Annotated in this window: 14 protein-coding genes; 7 read left to right on the forward strand and 7 right to left on the reverse strand. The window is 45.8% G+C overall.

The annotated features are described in order from the left end of the window. Positions 1-17: 17 nt before the first annotated feature. From J8Z23_RS21830 to J8Z23_RS21855, 6 genes are all read right to left on the reverse strand, one after another. Positions 18-1202: a multidrug effflux MFS transporter gene (locus J8Z23_RS21830; protein WP_434635383.1), complete on the reverse strand. Its 1185-nt coding sequence runs from the start codon at positions 1200-1202 to the stop codon at positions 18-20. Then, positions 1199-1843, reverse strand: a complete 645-nt coding sequence (locus J8Z23_RS21835) for a recombinase family protein (protein WP_109169267.1) — start codon at positions 1841-1843, stop codon at positions 1199-1201. Before J8Z23_RS21835 ends, J8Z23_RS21830 begins: the two co-directional genes overlap by 4 nt. A 147-nt stretch (positions 1844-1990) precedes the next feature. Further along, on the reverse strand, positions 1991-2998 hold the full coding sequence (locus J8Z23_RS21840) for a LacI family DNA-binding transcriptional regulator (RefSeq protein ID WP_074190328.1): 1008 nt from the start codon (positions 2996-2998) through the stop codon (positions 1991-1993). A gap of 257 nt (positions 2999-3255) precedes the next feature. Then, positions 3256-4341, reverse strand: a complete 1086-nt coding sequence (locus J8Z23_RS21845) for a porin (protein ID WP_434635844.1) — start codon at positions 4339-4341, stop codon at positions 3256-3258. A 177-nt stretch (positions 4342-4518) separates the two neighbouring features. Continuing rightward, positions 4519-5535: a nuclear transport factor 2 family protein gene (locus tag J8Z23_RS21850; RefSeq protein WP_434635384.1), complete on the reverse strand. Its 1017-nt coding sequence runs from the start codon at positions 5533-5535 to the stop codon at positions 4519-4521. Positions 5536-5636: 101 nt separating this feature from the next. After that, positions 5637-6932, reverse strand: a complete 1296-nt coding sequence (locus tag J8Z23_RS21855; protein ID WP_434635385.1) for an MFS transporter — start codon at positions 6930-6932, stop codon at positions 5637-5639. A 339-nt stretch (positions 6933-7271) separates the two neighbouring features. Here J8Z23_RS21855 and J8Z23_RS21860 point away from each other — a divergent pair, with 339 nt between their 5' ends. Together J8Z23_RS21860 and J8Z23_RS21865 are read left to right on the forward strand one after the other, a co-directional pair. Then, a complete protein-coding gene (locus tag J8Z23_RS21860) occupies positions 7272-8813 on the forward strand; it encodes a sodium:solute symporter (RefSeq protein ID WP_434635386.1) in 1542 nt (513 codons plus the stop codon). A gap of 11 nt (positions 8814-8824) precedes the next feature. Further along, on the forward strand, positions 8825-10195 hold the full coding sequence (locus J8Z23_RS21865) for an L-serine ammonia-lyase (RefSeq protein WP_045484172.1): 1371 nt from the start codon (positions 8825-8827) through the stop codon (positions 10193-10195). 78 nt (positions 10196-10273) lie between these two features. Here J8Z23_RS21865 and glgX read toward each other — a convergent pair whose 3' ends face one another. After that, a complete protein-coding gene (gene glgX / locus J8Z23_RS21870; protein WP_434635387.1) occupies positions 10274-12265 on the reverse strand; it encodes a glycogen debranching protein GlgX in 1992 nt (663 codons plus the stop codon). A gap of 446 nt (positions 12266-12711) precedes the next feature. Here glgX and J8Z23_RS21875 point away from each other — a divergent pair, with 446 nt between their 5' ends. From J8Z23_RS21875 to J8Z23_RS21895, 5 genes are all read left to right on the forward strand, one after another. Then, positions 12712-13983 carry a maltoporin gene (locus J8Z23_RS21875; protein WP_006740823.1) on the forward strand — a complete coding sequence of 424 codons (1272 nt, stop codon included), beginning with the start codon at positions 12712-12714 and terminating at the stop codon, positions 13981-13983. A 100-nt stretch (positions 13984-14083) separates the two neighbouring features. Continuing rightward, positions 14084-14893 carry a MalM family protein gene (locus J8Z23_RS21880; RefSeq protein WP_167427807.1) on the forward strand — a complete coding sequence of 270 codons (810 nt, stop codon included), beginning with the start codon at positions 14084-14086 and terminating at the stop codon, positions 14891-14893. 317 nt (positions 14894-15210) lie between these two features. Next, positions 15211-15717: a glycosidase gene (locus J8Z23_RS21885; RefSeq protein WP_243327457.1), complete on the forward strand. Its 507-nt coding sequence runs from the start codon at positions 15211-15213 to the stop codon at positions 15715-15717. 120 nt (positions 15718-15837) lie between these two features. Continuing rightward, the gene (locus tag J8Z23_RS21890; protein ID WP_434635388.1) at positions 15838-17451 is read left to right on the forward strand and encodes an alpha-amylase family glycosyl hydrolase; all 1614 of its coding nucleotides are present in this window, start codon (positions 15838-15840) and stop codon (positions 17449-17451) included. Positions 17452-17782: 331 nt separating this feature from the next. Continuing rightward, positions 17783-19399 (forward strand): endonuclease, encoded by a 1617-nt coding sequence (locus J8Z23_RS21895; RefSeq protein ID WP_434635389.1) that lies wholly within the window; start codon positions 17783-17785, stop codon positions 19397-19399. Positions 19400-19413 lie beyond the last annotated feature (14 nt).

Genomic DNA, 19413 nt, shown 5'->3' on the forward strand with positions numbered 1-19413 from the left:
AATAGTCAGTCTTTTCGTTACTGTTCTGAAGGTTGCTCTGCTCCAAAACCTCGTTGAATATTGGTGAGCGTTATTGCTGCAAACACCACAATAACGATTGATAGATGCCAGGCTTGGCTTAAACCAAGCTGTACCAATGTTAAGCTGACCAATGAGGATACGATCATTTGTCCACCTCCAGACATGGCTGCCGCAGCACCAGCCTGCTTTTTGTAGGGTTGCATTACCATGGCTTGCGCGCAAGGTAGGGCAATGCCGTTACCTAAGATCATTAATAGTTGTCCCAACATTAAATACAGCGGTTCTACCGGGCAGAAGAACAACCATATTGCCGCACTGAGATGCAGGAATGGACTACAAAGTAGCATTCTTTTGTTGCCGATAATTGGCCTTACTCGGTTACAAATCGTGGTGCCGCCTAACATACCTAAAGCGGGAATGATTGCCCACATTGCGTATTGATCGGATGTCATGCCAATTTGGTCTTGCATGATAAATGGCATCACGGACACGGTCGTTATCATCAGGCTGAAGTTTAACCAACTGATGCTGGCAAAACTCATAAAGTAACGTGACGTCACCAAGTCTCGATACTGGAAAAGCATGTTGCGTGGTGACGGAATAACAGATCGTTTTGCAATGGTTTCTGTAAACTTAAAGGCGATGACTACCCAAGCGAGTGAGACATAACCTAACAGTGAAATGAACACCATACTCCAACCAAAGTGGAAGTTGATAAAGCCGCCAATCACAGGCGCAATGAGTGGCGTGATCGAAGCTGCCATAGCGATATAAGACATGGCGACAGGGAGCTCATCACCGCTAAATCTATCCCGAGTCGATGCTCTCGCGAGTACCGCGCAGCACCCAGTTCCTAAGCCTTGTAGAAAACGCCCCATCACCATGCCTGTGAAGGTGTCACTGAGGAAAATGATCATTAATAGACCAGACATCGCGATGAGCAAACCCGTCAATAGTACTTTTTTTCGACCCAAAGCATCCGATACCGGACCGTAAATGAACTGAGAGGGACCAAAACCGAGTAAGTAAATACTCACAAGCAGTTGGGCTTGATCAAGGGAGATAGAAAAGTCTTTTGCGATCCATGGCAAAGAGGGCATAACAAGCCCCATGCTCAATTGGCCAACACTGATAATAAGACAGGCGAGTAAGATAGTGCGAAAGTCGATTGGGCGACTCATGATGGATCACCATCAGAATAACCTCTTTGCTTTCGTGTTCTGAGGCAGCCTTCATCATCCACTTCATTTAACTTAGATTTGACGCGTTTTACGGTAGATAGGCTGACATCACACTGCTCCGAAACACTCTTCAACGTATAGCCTTCTAACAGCAACGTTGCGATCTGTTGGTGTTTAGTTTTGTCTGCTGGGCGTCCGCGAAATTTCTGTTTCCACAAATCTGGTTGATCTTTAATGGCTTGCCGTCCTTGCTCTGCGGCAAACAGGCGATGTTCAGTCTGCACTTTTCCATATCCAGATAACACGGTGAGTAGCGTTTGAGTTTGAACAGAATCCGGTTCAAATGTGAGTGGTTCACAAACGGTTTTCAGTGTGACCCCTTTTGCTAGTAATACTTTTATTGTATTTAACGCCTGACTAAAATCTCGACCAAATGCCGTTAGCCACCAGAGCACAATCGTATCACCTGCTTTGACGATATTGAGTAGCTGTTGGAAAGCTTCTCGTTCTGCTGGAGGCATGCAACCGCGAACCTTATCCTCAAAATGTTGGGCGTCAGGCACGAACGCTTTTAGGACACCGAGGTGCTCTTGATAAGCTCGATTCTTTGGCGAGTAACGTGTGTAAAGATAAGTAGCCATATGGACTATACGCCTTTTTAATTTGGTTCATATACTGTAATGGCTCATAAATATACAGAGGTTCATTAATGCTTACAACACTAAATGGACCATTGAGGTTGAGCAAAAGCAAATAAAAAAGCCAACCGAATGGTTGGCTTTAGTCATTCAAGCTTTCGTTGTCTGCCGCTCGATTAGTTTCACTGGTACCATCATTTTGACCAAGCTACCGTTTTTAGTATTGATTTGGTCAACAATGATCTTCACGCATTCGCGAGCGAGACGACGAAAATCTTGGCGGAATGTGGTTAACTGATAACTCAACCACTCTGTCTGCGGAATATTGTCGAAACCAATGACTTGTAAGTCTTGCGGGATACTCAATCCGCATTCGATACGCGCAATATCCATAACAGCCATTGCAAGGTTGTCGGTCGCACAGAACACGGCTTCTGGTCGGTTTTTATCAGCGAGTATTTCGCGGATTTTGTCGAGTGAGCTAGCGTAATCATAAGTGGCTTCAACGATGCGTGGCGTATTACTAGTTAGGTCTTCAAATTCAGAGCAGAAGCCGCTTTGGCGCTCGTCGTTGGTAAAGGTTGGCACTTCACCCGTCAGGTAAACCGCGTTCTTCACGCCACTTTTGTGCAAAAGTTGCGCGGCTTGTTGGCCAGCTTCGTAGTTGTCACTGATAACGTAACTGCTCTTAGTGCCTTCTACGACGCGTGCATACTGAACGATAGGGATATTGAACTCTTCACACTCTTCATACAGTGATTTGTTGAAAGTAGCGGAAGCGGCAATGACACCATCTACACGGTATTGGAAGATGTTCGGGATTGAGTGGTTGTCTTCATCATCCACTTGCCATGGAATCAACACTGCTGAGTAGCCTTGCTTCTGCAATTCACTTGAAATCAATTGGAGTGTTTTCATGTGGATAGGGTAATCCGCATCGGGGAATACCAAACCGATCAACTTAGATTCGTTGGTGGTCAAGCTACGTGCAAAAGCATTTGGACGGTAGTTTAGGGCTTTCGCAGCTTCAAAGACCTTTTGCTTGGTCTTCTCTGACACTGAGCTGCCCGGAACAAACACACGCGATACAGTAGATTGAGAAACGCCAGCCAGTTTGGCAACGTCCTTCGATGTTACGGTTTGTTTTGCAGGATTCATGTGAGTTGATTCATAAGTCAGTTTAACTGTGACTAGGTTAACACAAATAGGTACGTACTCATAAAGAGAAATAAGCAAGATTTAGGCAAATAAAGGATTGGATTGTCTTTGGTGGCGCAATTTGGGTAGTACCCAAGTCACATTGCATGTTTTGCATACGAAAAAAGCCTTACCCAAGAAAGGTAAGGCTTGCTCTTATTTCCCATTTCCACTAAATCGAATAAGTTACGTAACCGGAATAACTTATCTCGTGGTTATCAGAAGTAGTAGCGAATACCTGCCGCGAATTGATCATCACGGTTTTCGAATTTGCTGCCATCGTACTGATCTTTACCTAGGTCGAACTGGTATTCAGTCCAAACTAGGAATTTGTTCTTCAGGAAGTGGTATTCAAGACCTGGAATCAGCAAGTTACGCTCGTAACCTTGTGTCTCGTCACCGCGATCTTCCATGTAGTTGTAGTTCAACGTTGGGCGTAGGCCGTTGTCGAAGTGGTAGTAAGTGTAGATTTCGCCACCTAGGGTATCGAACATTACGTCCGTACCGCCTTGGCTCACTGCTTCCCAGTTTTCGCCAACGTGGAAAGTCGCACCCGCGTAGAAGCCACCGTTGCTGTAGTTTGCGCCCAATAGCATGATGCGCATGTTGTCGCCGTTTTCTACGCCAACCACGCTTGCGTCTAGATCTGCAACTTCATTTTGATGGTAAGCCGCACCCAGTGTTACGCCATCAACCGGTTTGTAAGTGATCGACGCACCCATGCCGTTTTTCAATGAGGCTGTCGCATTGCTTGCTAGAGCGACATCTTCACTCGTGGTTTGGTAAGTAAAGCCGTAGCTCACTTTTTCATTGATGGAATTGCGGTAAGTAATTGAGTTTTCTGCACGACCAGCGCCGGATGCGATACCCCAGTCAGCTAGGTTGTAAACACCTGAGCCACGAGTACCGAATACACGACCTAAATCGGTGTACCATGCTACGTCGTAGAAGGTAGACCACTGCTTAGTACCCGCAGCAATCTTGCCGTATTTTTCGTGATCAACACCTGCGTATAGCAAGCGGTCGTAAATGTTGTCGCCGTTCGCGCCAGAGTTGTAGCCCCATTCCGCGTGACCGAAACCAGTCCAGCCGTTATCCAGACCCATTTGGCCTTTCAAACCGAAACGTGAGCTGCCGCTGTTCCATTCGCCATTGTCATCACCGCCACGGTCTTGGTAGCGAAGATCGAAACGGCCATCGATGGTTAGGCTGTCGCCAGCGTCATTAACAAAAGTGTGTGCAGCAAAGGCTGAGCTAGAAGTAAGCGCTGCTAAAATCACTGCTGAAAGGGTCGATTTTTTCATCATCAATCTCGTTATTCAGGGCGCAGAAAGCCACCGTGCGTTCATGCCCGTTGTGAATAAGGGTTCTATCTTGAGGTTGTGCCCCATCCTTGAGGCACGAGTTGGGAGCATGTCACCTGAACCGAGAGGGGATTCAGGCAACATAAAGGCGGGTTGACAATCCGCCCCTAGGACTTCTTATAGAGAAGGGTTTAGGATCTGTTGAGTACGCTCGAACACGTCTAGACCTTGCTGTTTTAGCCAGTAAGGAAGGTCGATCAGAACCCAGTTCTCAGATAGCTTGTCGCCGTCACGGTAGTAAACGTCAACCACTTGCATGTCTGCACGTACTTGACCACCTGTCATACCTAGGAAACCACCGATTGGTGTGTTAGATAGGTTTGGCCAGCCGAAGAAACAAGAGAAGTTACCTTCTGCGAAACGACATACGTGGCCGTTAAACTTCTTGTCTTTCAGGTTGTTACGGAACGGCAATTGGTGTTGCTGTTGGTAACGAGGGATTGTGTAAGACGCACCGATACCACATGGACCGTACCAGATCATGTCTTTAGACCAGCTCTTCTCAAGAACTTCTGGTGGGCAACCCATAGCGCCGCTGTCGTTCAGTGCAGATAGGTCATCAACCATCTTGTTCACTAGTGCTAGTGTTGCTACGCCTTCTTCTGGTGCTGCGTCTTCGAACAGTAGACCATCGTGATTACGAGGACCAGGGTATACGAAGTGCTTACCTGTTGATGGTGGTAGTGGGTAACAACCCGCTTGGTCCATCGCGCCTAGAAGGTCTAGGAATAGGCCAGTCTTGGTGATCTTGCCGTTTTCAACACAGTTAAATTCTGCGTAACGGATGTTCATGATTTTACCAGTTGGGCGCATGCCTAGGTATTCAGCGTCGAATAGACCCATGAAGTGACCCATGCTCATTACCCAGATCTCACCTGATGTTACTTCGTTCTCACCACCGATGAAGATGTCTTGACGACGCTGCATGCGAGTCATTGATTTCATCAAAGGAGCCCAGAAAACGTCAGCCGCTGCTTGAGCGCCTTGTTGCTCACGGAATGGGTAAACACCACGCCATAGGTAATCTTCTGAAGTGTGTGCTTTTAGTACTTCTGCCACGTTTTCGTGAGTTGCGTTTTCCATTGCGCTGAAGTATTCACGTACAACGCGTTTCGCTTCTTGATATTTAGACATAATAAACTCTCTTATTTGCTGTCGAGTCGGCTTTGGGAACAGGACTCGAAATTAAGTTTTTTCATCCGGCCGGGGAACCAGCCGGAGTTTTTGAAATTCAGTTACGCTTTTGCTGCTTCGGCTTTTTTGCTCTTATCGAACACACCGCCTTTTAGTGTCTCTGGCAGTGATAGCCATAGAAGACCAGCAAGGATCCATACGATTGGTGAACCCCACATTGCGGTTTGTAGGTCGGTACGCTCTTGGATGAAGATAAGTACCATTGGTGCCCACATACCGAGGATACGACCGCCGTGGAATAGCGCCGCGCCGTAGCTACGTAGGTGTGCTGGGAACAGTTCTGAGAAGTAACCACCCCATACTGCTGAAGAAGACAGACCGAAGTTGTAAATCAGACCGAGTAGAGCCAGCATGTTTAGGCCGCCAATCACCATGTCGCCAGGTGCAACAAAGAAGATTGAAACCATGATGCCCGCCAGGATGAAGCCAAATGCGTTCACCTTACGACCGAATTTGTCAGCCGCCCAACCCCAGAACCACGCACCAAACAGTGAACCAAATGCTGAGATAGAGAAGATGAGACCGATGGTTGCACCGTCGAACATACGTACATCACGTAGGTAAGTGGTTACGAAGCCACCAAAGAATTGGAAACCGTAGAAGTTGAGGCCAGCCAGTAATAGGCACGTTAGTGTGATCTTACGGTAAGGCTTGCTTAGCATTTCGCCCCAAGAGCCTTTTTTCGCTGGTGTATTTGATTCTTCTGCTTTTGCTTGCTCTTCTTCGCCGTAAGCGATCACTTTGCTGTCGCTAGGTAGTACAAAGATCATGACAACAGCTGCTGCCAATGGTGGGATACCACCTACAAGCATTAGGCTTTCCCATGGTGCATCAATGCTTGCAATAAATGCTGCATACGCACCCATTACCATCAGTGCTACAGAGAACATAGAAGACGCGAATGCCGTCAACTTACCACGTACCGTTGGCGTAAATAGACCGATCATCAGGCTCACTGCCACGGTGAAGTAACCACCCAGTGACAAACCAATGATGAAACGCATTGCTGCCCATGTTGTGTAGTCGGTGAACATCATATTGATGATCGTTGCGCCACCGTTTAGGGCTGTGATGGTAATAAGAGTGGATTTCTTACCAAATTTTGTTGCGAACCAAGCACAGCTCAATGCACCGATAAGTGCACCAACCGACTGCCATGTATAGAACTGGGCAGTGTCTGACAGGCTAATACCATCATACGCTTCAACGATGTATGGGCGTACGTAGTCAATAATTACAAAGTTATAACAATAAAAAAAGTAACCAACCAGTATCGCTAGATAGGCAGCTACCCTTTGAATCATAGGAACTTCGCTCATGTGTCTTTTGGCATTCATGACCGATAAACCTCTATTTCACTTAGGATTTGTTGCTATTCAAACTTAAAGAACACGATCTTATTGGGATCATCTTCGATTTCGTGTCGTGGTGAATCATAGTTTTTTTAAGGTCATTAGATCCGTGATCAATATCAATTTTAAAATGAATGCGTACCCAATTAGTGGTTTTTAGTGATGGGAGTCTCATTAAATCGGTCTTTTTGGCATTTTTGAATATATAACCGTCTATATTGGTGATTATAGTCACAGTTATGGCGGGATTATCGTTTAGATATGCTTTTTTAAAGTAATATCCAAGCACAAATAATTAGCACCCAGAATTATGGAAACTCTGAAATGGTTACGTACTCAAGTTTTGTGGTGATTGCGTTATACGTGTTAATCACCATACTAATCAGCTATTTAGTGAATAAGCGCTACAGCAATGGTGGCGACTTTTCCACGGGTGGAAAGCAATTTGGCTGGTTTACGGCGGGTGTTTCGATACTTGCGACTTACATTAGTGCGATGACGTTTGTAGGGATGCCTGGTTGGGTTTATAGCTCTGGCATGGAAGCGATGAGTATTCACCTTAACTATCCCATCGTTATCTTTTTTACTGTCATTTTCTTTGTGCCTGTCTTCTATAAGCTGGGTCTGACTTCGATTTATGAATACCTTGAGCACCGCTTTGGGGTGTATGCAAGAACCATCAACTCGATTGTGTTCATCGTGGTTCAATGTATCTCTGCGGGGGTGATTTTGTATGCCGTTGCGCTGATCTTAGTGCAAGTTCTGCCTATCAGTATTTCTGAAGCCATTATCTACATAAGTATTTTCACCGCTTGCTATACCTATGCGGGCGGGATTTCCACGGTTATCTGGACCGATATGTTGCAATCTGCAGTATTGGTTGCGGGCAGTATCGCTATCTTTGCCATTCTAATGACAGAGATTAATGCGGCAGATTATCTTTCTCGTGATCACTTGAATATCATCAACTTAGATTTTGATTTGGGCGTGGATACCACACTCTGGGCTGGCGTGGTTGCCGTGAGCTTTTTACATTTGAGTGTGTACGGTTCCAACCAATTGATCATCCAACGCACGTTAGCGACGAGATGTGAAAAAACGGCGCAGAAGTCAATGTTGTTGTGTGGTTACGGTGCTTTTTTCGTGTACTTATTCTTCGCGGTACTCGGTGTGCTTCTAAGTGTTTTCTATCAAGATCAATCGTTTGAAAACAGCAACGAAGTGATTTTGGATTTCGTTTTCAACCACACTAACCCAATCGTCGTTGGTTTGATCATTTCCGCATTGGCGGCGGCCGCAATGTCGACCTTGGATTCGACCTACAACTCAATGGCGACCGTCGCAACGTTCGATATCTACAAGCGTTTCGTTCGCAAAAGTGCCGATGATGAGCACTACGAAAAAGTCGCAAGAAAGATGAGTTTGCTTGCGGCGGCCATGGTGGTAGTGCCAGCTCTTCTAGCGGTATCGAATGAATCGGTACTCAAAACCATCGCTAGCCTGACTTCCATCTTCGTTGGTATCCGCTTGGGGTCATTCGTGCTTGGTTTATTCTGGGCTAAAGCCAATGAGAAAGGCGTGATCGTTGGCAGTATCATGAGTGTGATTGCGGTGTTTACTGCGATGTATCTCGACGTGGCTTGGCCGTGGTTCGCGCCAATTGGTACGTTCGTCTTCCTTTTGTTTGGTGTGTTAGTAAGCCGTCGTTGGGGCGCTGTGACTGCCGAGCAACAAACCTTTATCAATAATCAAAAACATCTTTTTGCAAAGCCAACCGCAAGCCATTACGGGTTGTTGGTGTTCGCTGTGGCGACCATCGCTGCTTGTATGGTTCTCCCTGATTGGCTTTATGCTGCATTGTCGTAATAGGTAAGTTTATGCTGTCCATCTTTGATATTTACAAGATTGGTGTGGGCCCTTCTAGCTCTCACACCAATGGTCCAATGATCGCGGGTTACCACTTCACTCGTTTGATTGAATCGAACTTGGCAAAAGTGGTTCGTATTCAAGTCGATTTATATGGCTCACTCTCGTTAACGGGGATTGGTCACCATACAGACCGTGCAACGATTTTGGGTCTGTTGGGTAACAAACCAGATACCATCAAAATCGCTTCTGCGAACAAAGCGATGCGCAAGGCGATTGAAGAGGGCATGATGTCTGTCGATGGCCGTCATGAAATCGAATTCAACTACAAAACGGACATGTTGTTCCATGAAGAGAACCTTCCTCTGCATGAGAATGGCATGACGATTACTGCGTTAGATGCGCATGGCAATCAGGTTGGGTTTGAAACTTACTACTCTATCGGTGGTGGGTTCATCGCAACGGCGGATGAACTGCAAAATGGCAGCGCGACTTCACCCGTAGAAGTTGAGTTTCCATTCTCCAGTGCGGACGAAATGTTGGCACAGGCAGAGAAGAACGGCATGAGCCTTGGCGGCATGATTCTGAAAAACGAACAAGCGTTTCAGGATATGGAAGCCATCAATCAACGTGCAGAACAGATCTGGCGTGTGATGACGCGTTGCATGGAGCGTGGTTTCGAGACAGAAGGTATCTTGGATGGCGGTTTGAATGTGACCCGCCGTGCGCCTAACTTGCTGAAGAAGCTTGAAGCAAATGCAGCGATTGAAAACGATCCAATGGAAATCATGGATTGGATTAACCTGTTTGCCTTTGCTGTGAGTGAAGAAAACGCCGCTGGTGGACAAGTCGTAACGTCACCAACCAATGGTGCGGCGGGTGTGATTCCGGCGGTATTGATGTACTACCATCGCTTCATCAAAGAGCTCGATACTAAACAGCTTAAAGACTTCCTTGCTGTATCCGGTGCGATTGGCATTTTGTACAAAACTAATGCGTCTATCTCGGGTGCCGAAGTTGGTTGTCAGGGCGAAGTTGGCGTGTCTTCTTCCATGGCGGCAGCTGGCTTGACCGCGCTACGTGGTGGCAGCAATGAGCAAATTTGTATTGCGGCCGAGATCGCCATGGAGCACTCACTAGGCATGACTTGTGACCCAATTGGTGGCTTAGTGCAAGTACCGTGTATTGAGCGTAATGCAATGGGTGCAATGAAAGCGATCAATGCATCTCGCATGGCACTAAAGCGTAATAGTAAATGTTTGATCTCGTTGGATAAGGTGATTGAAACCATGTACCAAACGGGCAAGGACATGAACAAGAAATACCGCGAGACGTCACTGGGTGGATTGGCTTTGATCCACCTAGCGCCGCCTTGCGAATAATGAGTTAGGCAAATCTAACCAACAAAAAAGCCTAAGCACTGAGATGCATCGGCTTTCCTTTTTTGGAGCGTTTATAATTTAGCTATGCGTTTGCTCACCATTTGGTGTTCTTTGGTTTGGTTGATAGTGCAAAATCACCATCGAGGTGGGTGACAGCAAGACTTCGCCTTCAGCATGCCCTGGGTTGAGGTTACGTACGTTTGTGTCGCAGATCGTTACCCATTCTTGCTTTCGCTCATTGGGGAGCTTAAAGCGCGCTGTAGCGTTAGTTTGGTTGATGAGATAGACCAGCTCTTGTCCTTCTTTACCGATGCCAAGGTGAAGTGCGACAGAGCTTAAACGGTTCCAATCATCATGCTCCATTAAGCGACCGTCTGTTCGGCGCCAGAAAATGCGGTTGTTATTGCGGTTTTCTCCACTGAAAGCTCGGATAAATGGCACCATGTATTGATTTCGGTTGGCGACCATTTGTGACATCCACGTTTTGAAATGTTGCTTACGCTCCGTTTCTCCCCAGTTAAGCCAACTGGTTTCGTTATCTTGGCAATAGGCATTATTGTTACCGCCTTGGGTGTGAGACAGCACGTCAGCAGTGAGGATGTGTGGGATTCCAAAAGCAAACAGCAAGCTGGCAATAAGGTTGCGTTTTTGCTTCTCACGCGTGGCGATGATCATCAGATTTTCTGTCTCGCCTTCGACACCGTAGTTTTCTGAGCGATTGTCACCGTGGCCGTCGCGATTTTCTTCGCCATTAGCTTCATTGTGTTTGTGCTTGTAAGACACTAAATCTTGCAGTGTGAAGCCATCGTGATACGTGATGTAATTCACCGTGAGTTTGTATGGCCAGTTCGCTGCACTATAAATGTCACGAGAGCCCATTAATCGAGTGGCAAACTCTTTTAAATAGCCTTGATCACCGCGCCAAAAACTGCGGGAAATATCACGCAGTTTGTCATTACATTCGTTCCAGCCAAATGGAAAGTTACCCACTTGGTAGCCATTTGGACCAATATCCCAAGGTTCGGCAATCAATTTGGTTTCACGCAAAATAGGGTCTTGTGCAACGGCTTTAAAGAAAGCTGCTTCTGAGTTGTAATCATCGCCCTGTCGACCTAACGTTGCAGCCAAGTCAAAACGGAAGCCATCGACTTTAAATTCGCTAACCCAGTAGCGCAATGTATCCATTACAAGGTTTAAAGCGGGTTGATAGGTGAGATCGACCGTGTTGCCACAACCAGTGTAATTTGCGAAGTGGTTGCCATGTTTGATGTAAAAACGGGAATCGAGCGCTTTCAGGTTGAAAGTTGTAGGCCCTTCCCCCCCCTCTGCGGTGTGGTTGTAAACTACGTCGAGAATCACTTCGATGCCGTTTTTGTGCAGTTCTCGAATCGTTGTTTTGAGCTCTGTGACGGCGTCTTTTTCTGCGTAGCGCGGATCGGGTACCATAAAGAGATAAGGGTTGTATCCCCAATAATTGACCTTTTCCATCTCTAGTAGGTGAGGCTCATGCATGCACGCAGCGACAGGTAGCAATTGCAGCGTGTTGATGTTTTGCTGTTCATAAAAGGCCAGCATTTCAGGTGACGCAAGACCTAAATAGCGCCCCTTCAGTTTGTCCTCAACTTCTGGGTGGAGTTGGGTAAGCCCTTTGACGTGTGTCTCAAACAACACCATCTCTTCTCTGGGTATACGCGGATGATCCGTATCTTGCCAGTCAAAATTATCTTCGATAACGATGCACTTCGGCATATCGAAACTTTTGGCTGGAGAGTAGGGAGGGTGGTAATGGAGGGCTTTATCAATTGACTTTGCGTAAGGGTCAGAAATTAATAGTGGCTCTTCCTTGTGGGAGACAAGGTAACCGTATTTTTGCCCCGGCTTAATATCCGGAATAAAAGTATGACGTATGCCAGCGTATTCATTCGGTAAATCATGAAGCGCGTAACTGCCATCGTCTGCAAACAGGGCGAGTTTTATGTCTTTATTCCCCGGAGCGTAAATAGAGAAGTTACAACCTTCTTTATTTACAGTTGCACCCAAGGGGTAAGGGCGAGAGAGAAGTCGTGTCATCGGAGATACTTTATTTAATATTTATTGCTACCTTTAGGAAACTATAAGTTAAAAACTTTGTCTTACTAAGGTCAACCACCCTAAATATAAAAATATTCATGTAATTTAATTACTTTATGTGACGGCTTAGAGTCAAAAATATGAAATGGCTATCACTTTGTAGCGGCTCAAAACCGAATAAACTTACTAATTCCTCCCTAGATTGGTGATCTGACTCGAAAAAACACCATTCGGTAAATTTTCTACTCCCTTCTCATCCCCCCTAAATTAGTTTGGGGCGGAGGAAGTCATCCTTGTACGCCTCGGGTAATCTCATAACTGTTGAAACAAACGGGGATTCGTTCCCATCTTACCTCTCTTTCTTTAGGTGTGTTTTTACTGCCTATATTCACCTAAAAGAGTGAGCAGGGAAGACAGAATTATAAATACCCTTAATGGAGTTAAGAATGAAAAAAGTAAGTGCAATTGCTGCTGCTGTGGCTGCAACTTTAGCTGCTGGTTCTGCGTTCGCAGTGGATTTCCACGGTTACATGCGTGCTGGCGTTGGCGTGAACGCTGACGGTGGTCAACAATTAACATTCGAAAAGAACAAGATCGGTCGTCTAGGTAATGAAAGCGATATCTACGGCGAGATTCAACTAGGTAAAGAAGTTTACAACAACAACGGCAAAACGTTCTACGTAGACTCTATGGTTGCAATGACTTCTAATGGTTCAAACGACTGGGAAAGCACTTCTGCTAACTGTGGTTTGGATAACGGCGAAGTGAAATGTGTTGACGATGCACAATTCGCACTACGTCAATTCAACGTTCAAGCTAAAGGCCTACTAAACTTTGCTCCAGAAGCAACACTTTGGGCTGGTAAGCGCTACTACCAACGTCACGACATTCATATCTCTGACTTCTACTACTGGAACATCTCTGGCGCGGGCGCTGGTGTTGAAGGTATCGAAGCTGGTCCAGGTAAAGTTTCTTTCGCTTGGGTTCGTAACGACCGTGGCGATATCGCAGATCCAGGTAACGATGGCGGCGATACAAACGTTAACACTCTAGACGTACGTTATGCAGGTCTTCCTCTATGGGACAACGGTTCTCTAGAAATGGGCTTGAACTACGCAATCCTTAACGAAACTGACGCTGCGCCAAACGGCACTAAAGATGCGAAAAACGGCGTAATGTTCACAGCAGAATTGACTCAAGGTCTAGACGCTGGTTTCAACAAAACAGTGCTTCAGTACGGTACTGAAGGCTACTCAAAAACAATGGCATTCTACGGCGACGGTAGCTGGTACGGCGCAGAAGCTGATAACGGTGCATCTGGTTACCGCCTAATCAACTGGGGTGTAATCGGCATGGGTGACAGCTGGGAAATGGGTCACCAGTTAGTTTACGGTGTTGGTGAAGACATGTGGGCTGGCCAAGACAAGTGGGAAACAATGTCTGTTGTAGTTCGTCCAATGTACAAATGGGATGACAACCACAAAACTATCTTCGAAGCTGGTTACGCTATCGATGATAACGACGGCGACGAAAACAAATACGGTAAGCTAACTGTTGCTCAAGCATGGTCTGCTGGTTCTAGCTTCTGGGCTCGTCCTGAAATCCGTGTTTACGCTTCTTACCTAACGGCTGACAAAGAAGACAACTCTAACACATTTGACAACGGTCGTTCAGACGATACGTTCCAATTCGGTGTACAAGCTGAAGCTTGGTGGTAATCATCTAACCACTAAGTCCTAAATTGTCCTAGAATGATACAGCCAGAACTTATCTGGCTGTATTTATTTAAAAAACAATAAAGAGTCGAGGTAGACAGTAATGAAAAAATGGCTTGCTCCCGTACTGCTGGGCATGTTGGCTACTGGTTGTGCGTCCGTAGAACAAGTAGAGATGAGTCCAAAAGATCAGCAACAAGTGATCACTCAATCGGGTGATATTCAATGGGTAACGGTTGATGTACCTGTGGTTACTGAATTCGCTTTGACTAATAAAAGCCAAATGCTGTTGGATGGTAACAGTGCTGGCGCTATTGCAGCGTTTGCTCTTCCGGGCAACCGTGGCAGTCTCGATATCAAATTAGAGACATTCGTAAGTAAAGAACTTCAATTTTATGCTCCTAATGTCGCAGTGATGAACTCGGCAGGAGAAACCATTTACCAAGCAGATTTCTCAAAGTTTAAGTACGAACCAGCAAAACTGTTGGACAATGATAAATTCGTACTTGATCTCAATGTGATTCCAGACATGACAGGTAACGATCTGCATGTATTGGTGTACACGACTTCCGCTGATCTAAAAGGCAGTACGCAAGTTCTGCATCCTGCAAAAGCCTTCGCCATGGCGCGCCACACTCAGCCGCCAGATATTGCAGACCCTTTAGCGAAACACAGCCCACTGGGTCAGTTCCGTTTGTCGGTATCCGCAAATGATATCGTGAATACCAAGATTGTTGCGAAAAACGACAACATTCCTCAAGGTACGGATCTCACTAGCTACTACCACAGCTCAATTGAAGCGGCGGTCGCAGCGAACGATATTCCGAAAGCACTCACCTTGCTCGATGAAGCAAAAGAGCTGGGTATTGAAGGTGCGCAACAAGTGTTTGTGAAAGCCGTAAATAAAAAATAATTGAATATAAAAGGCCAGCAAAATGCTGGCCTTTTTTCATAGAATATAAACCAATAAAAATACCCCTACATAGAGTTATCTTATTCACATATTTATTTTTATTGTTTTGTTTTTTATATTGGTTAGATCAATAATTATTGACAGTTCCTAACTTATTTTTTGTATTTAGGAAATAAATAAACTTCTCGAAGTAATTTAAATTCGCAATCCGACGATATTTATTTAGCGTTTGATATTTCCATTTTAATAACGATTAATATTTCTTTTAAACGTTGAGTTTATTTTGCTTTGGATATACTAAAAAGGAATTACGTGAAATGAACATGATGAAGACCTCTCTTGCTGCTGCCCTACTTGTTGCCTTAGTGGGTTGTCAATCGACTGCAGAATCAGAAGCGGCCGCAGAGCCAGTTGTGAATATGTCTCAAGACGAAGTGGTTGCTTTCATGAAAGCGTGTGACAACCCAGATAGCACAGCGAAAGGACCAATTTCTAAACCACTGTTTGTGGTGGGTACGTTTGCGGATTCCGACTGGAAACACGTGCCTCAACGTCAATACACCTACAAAGGAAATAATTTCTACCAAGCTGTGGTTCAAGAAAAAGTAGGCTCCTACAAAATGCAGTATGCGACCGAGTTGTGGTTCCCACAATTTACCGCTAAAGGGAATCGAATGAACGTTGGTGAATTAACACCATTAACATTTGGTGGTTACGGTACAGATACTTCAGTTGATATTAAAGAAGACGGGAAATATGTCTGGAGCCTTCAATTTGAAGGAAAAGGCAAACCGCTTCATGTTATGGTAAATAAGTGTCAATAATATTCCATTCAGTTATTTAAAATCTGTTTTTATTTATTAACCCCTACATGGGAAGCATGTTGGGGTTAATTTTATTACTCAAATGTTTGTAGGTTATTTGAGTAAGTTAGGGAGAGTAAAATGCGTAACGTCCGACGTAACCATCGCCTGTATCGATCGCTGCTTGCGTTAAGTGTGATTGGTGCTTTATCTGCGTGTAATTCTTCTGGTGGTGGTGATACTAATAGCAGCACTCCGCTACCGGATACCAGTTATGCTTGCCAAGCCAATGTCATGGCGCAAAGTAACCAACTTCGTACTTATCAAATCATGGTCGAGAGTTTTGTGGATGGCGATGCGAGCATTGGTCACGGTACGGGCTATGGCACCAGTCATCATAATGGCGATTTGCAAGGGGTGATTGATTCACTTGATTACATCCAAGATTTAGGGATGAACGCGATTTGGTTGACGCCGATTTTTGAGTCTGAAGCGATCGCAGGACAAGATCACTGGGCCGATCGTTTGGATGCCACGGGATATTTTGCGACAGATTACTTTAAGATTGACCCCAAATTTGGTGATTTAGCGACCGCGAAAACTCTAGTCGAAGAAGCACACAAACGCGGCTTATACGTGTTTTTTGATGGCGTATTTGGTCATCACAAAGATGGTTTGATCAAACCATCTCCCTCCGGCTTGTTGCCAACGGGCTCGAGTAACCCCGTTGATTACCCGGCCAGTCTCGACTTCTACAAAGAGGTAGCAACGTATTGGATCAAAGAACTCAAGATTGACGGCTGGCGTTTAGATCAAGCCTATCAAGTTCCGACAGACGCTTGGACACAACTTCGTAAAGCTGTCGATGAAGCCTCGCAAGGTGTCACGTACACCAATAGCAAAGGCGAACAAGTCTATCCGTTGGGTTACATGGTGGCAGAGATTTGGAAAGGGGAGTCTGAGATCGCGAATGAGGCGTATGGATCGAACAGCGATCCAGCATTGTGCTCTGCATTTGACTTCCCGATGCGCTATCGCATCGTAGAAACTTTGGCCGTGAATGAGAGCGGCGTGGGTGGTCGCGGTGTGGATTGGCTAGACAACGGTTACAGCACACACAACCAATATCCAACACATGCGCAGCCGAATTTGATGATCGGCAACCATGATTTAGTGCGCTTTGGTGACTTGTTACAGCGCGGAAACTTGGCGGATGTGAATGATGCAGAATATTGGTTACGCCATAAAGCCGCGTTTGCTTTCCAAGCGGCGTACACCGGGCCAATCACGTTGTACTACGGTGATGAAATCGGGGATCAAGTGGATGGTTTTGCCGCAAAAGAAGACAACAGTACCTGTGCCATTCAAGGTTTTTGCGATGATCACGTTGCGCGCAGCAGTGCGAAAATTGAAGGCGTGACGGCGACGCTTGATGCAAACCAAGCCGATCTCAAAGCTTATGTGACATCGCTGATGACAATGCGCGATGCGCATCCTGCACTTTATCAGGGGTCACGCACGAATTTAGTTGCGAGTAACGGCAGTTATGTGGACTTGAAACAATCTGGTTCGGACAAAGTCTTGTTTGCGCTAAATACCTTAGAGAGCGCTAGAAGCGTCACTCTTACTCAGGAGAGTGTTGGTACTGGTGAGTTGGTGGATTTGCTCACGAATGAAAAAATTACTTCGAGCAATGGTCAATATCAGATTCTGATGTCGCCACTACAAGGACGATTCTTTGCGGTAACTCCCTAGGGAAGTATCCAGAATCACCGCTCATCAGTTGAGCTGACCAGAAGCTTTTCTCATACACAAGCCAAGTGTTGTTGCTGACCCCCATAGGCACACACTTGGCTTTTTCCGTCCGTTTTACTTTTCCCTTAATGGTTTTCCAATGATGTGGCCGACAGGTTGCTTCGCTTTTTGCATTGGCGTTTGTTTTCGGCCGGTAGATATTTGTGAGATAAGCTGCACATTAAAAAGTAAATTAACACTTGTGCAACGTAAAAGTGTGACCGAGGGATTACTTATGCCTTACTAATATGTTTATCGTGTTTGGGATTTACATAACTAATGGAAAAGTATAATGAAATCCATAACGAAACCCCTCTGTCTTCTTGCTGTTATTAGCTCTCCGCTTGCATATAGCCAAATTCTCAATGGTGACTTTGAACAGTGGAATGGCAGTGCGCCTACGCAGTGGTCAGTGATTGACGCTGGCATCGCGGTGTCGCCAAGCAGCGAACAAATCAAATCGGGCGGCCTGGCTGCTCAAGTCGTCGTGAATACAGGTACCCAAAGCAACACTGACCTTTTGCAAACCATTAATGTGGAGCAAGGGAAAACCTATCCGTTTTCTGTCTCGGTTTATCACACCGAAGGAAATGTAAAAGCACGTCTGGTGGTTGATGGTTATCACAATTACTCAGATCCGCAGCAGGTAAACCAGTGGCAAGAGCTGGCGCACAACTACACAGCGAGCTCGAACAAGACCATCAACGTCGGTCTGCGTTTTTACGATGAGGCCGGTTTTGATGGCTCAGAAGTTGTCTACGTCGATAATTTTCAACCGACCGAGACAAGTACACAACCTCCTGTAGAAAATTGTAGCGATCATGAAGTGGTTCTTACACTCACGACGGATAACTATGGCTCAGAAACTAGCTGGGAGTTGAAAAATAGCCAAGCGCAAGTGCTTTTCTCTGGTCAGGGGTATGAGTCGTCAACCACTATTGAAAAGACCATGTGTTTAGCCGATGGTAACTACCAATTTACGATTCAAGACAGCTATGGCGACGGCATTTGCTGTGGCAATGGTTCGGGGTCTTACGCGTTGAAGGTGGGAGATAAGACTCTTGCTTCTGGCGCTGAATTCTCGAAAAGCGAAACCACCGACTTTACGTTAGGTGACTCAACCACGACCCCACCAGTGGTTGATGGTTACTACCAAGCGGCGTCTGGCAAGACGGGCTACGCTCTAAAAACGGCGCTGTTTAACATCATCAACAACCACACTAGCCGAGGTTATTCTGCGGTGTGGACCTTGGTAAAAGATGCCGATATTGATCGTTATTACGAAAATGATGGCTCTATTCTCGATATGTATTCAGAGAAACCTGCGGGCACTGATGCTATCAGCTTCACGAAAGTGACAGACCAATGTGGTCAATACAGCCAAGAAGGGGATTGCTACAACCGTGAACACTCGTTCCCGAAAAGCTGGTTTGGCGGTAAAGTTGAACCGATGAACTCAGACGGTCACCATTTGTTTGCGACCGATGGCTATGTGAACGCGAAGCGCAGTAACTGGCCATTTGGTGAAGTGGGCACCGCGACGTACGTGTCTAGTAATGGCTCTAAACTTGGTCAAGCAAGCACAGGCCTAGGTTATTTCGGTACGGTGTTTGAGCCGATCGATGAGTTTAAAGGCGATTTTGCTCGTGCCTATTTCTACATGGCAACCCGCTATGAAAATGTTGTAGGTAACTGGGAAGGCAATTCAAGCAATGCGGATGCTGTCCTTGATGGTTCAAGTTCAACGGTTTTTGAACCTTGGATGTTAAACATGCTTAAGCGTTGGCACAAAAATGATCCCGTTAGTGAAAAAGAACAAAACCGCAATCAACAAGTGTTTGAGTTTCAGGGCAATCGCAATCCATTCATTGATCACCCTGAGTTTGTTGAACAGATTTGGGGAAACTAACACCTTTTTGATTT

Origin of the sequence: Vibrio sp. SCSIO 43086 (assembly GCF_051132235.1) — a bacterium.
Classification (GTDB): domain Bacteria; phylum Pseudomonadota; class Gammaproteobacteria; order Enterobacterales; family Vibrionaceae; genus Vibrio; species Vibrio diabolicus.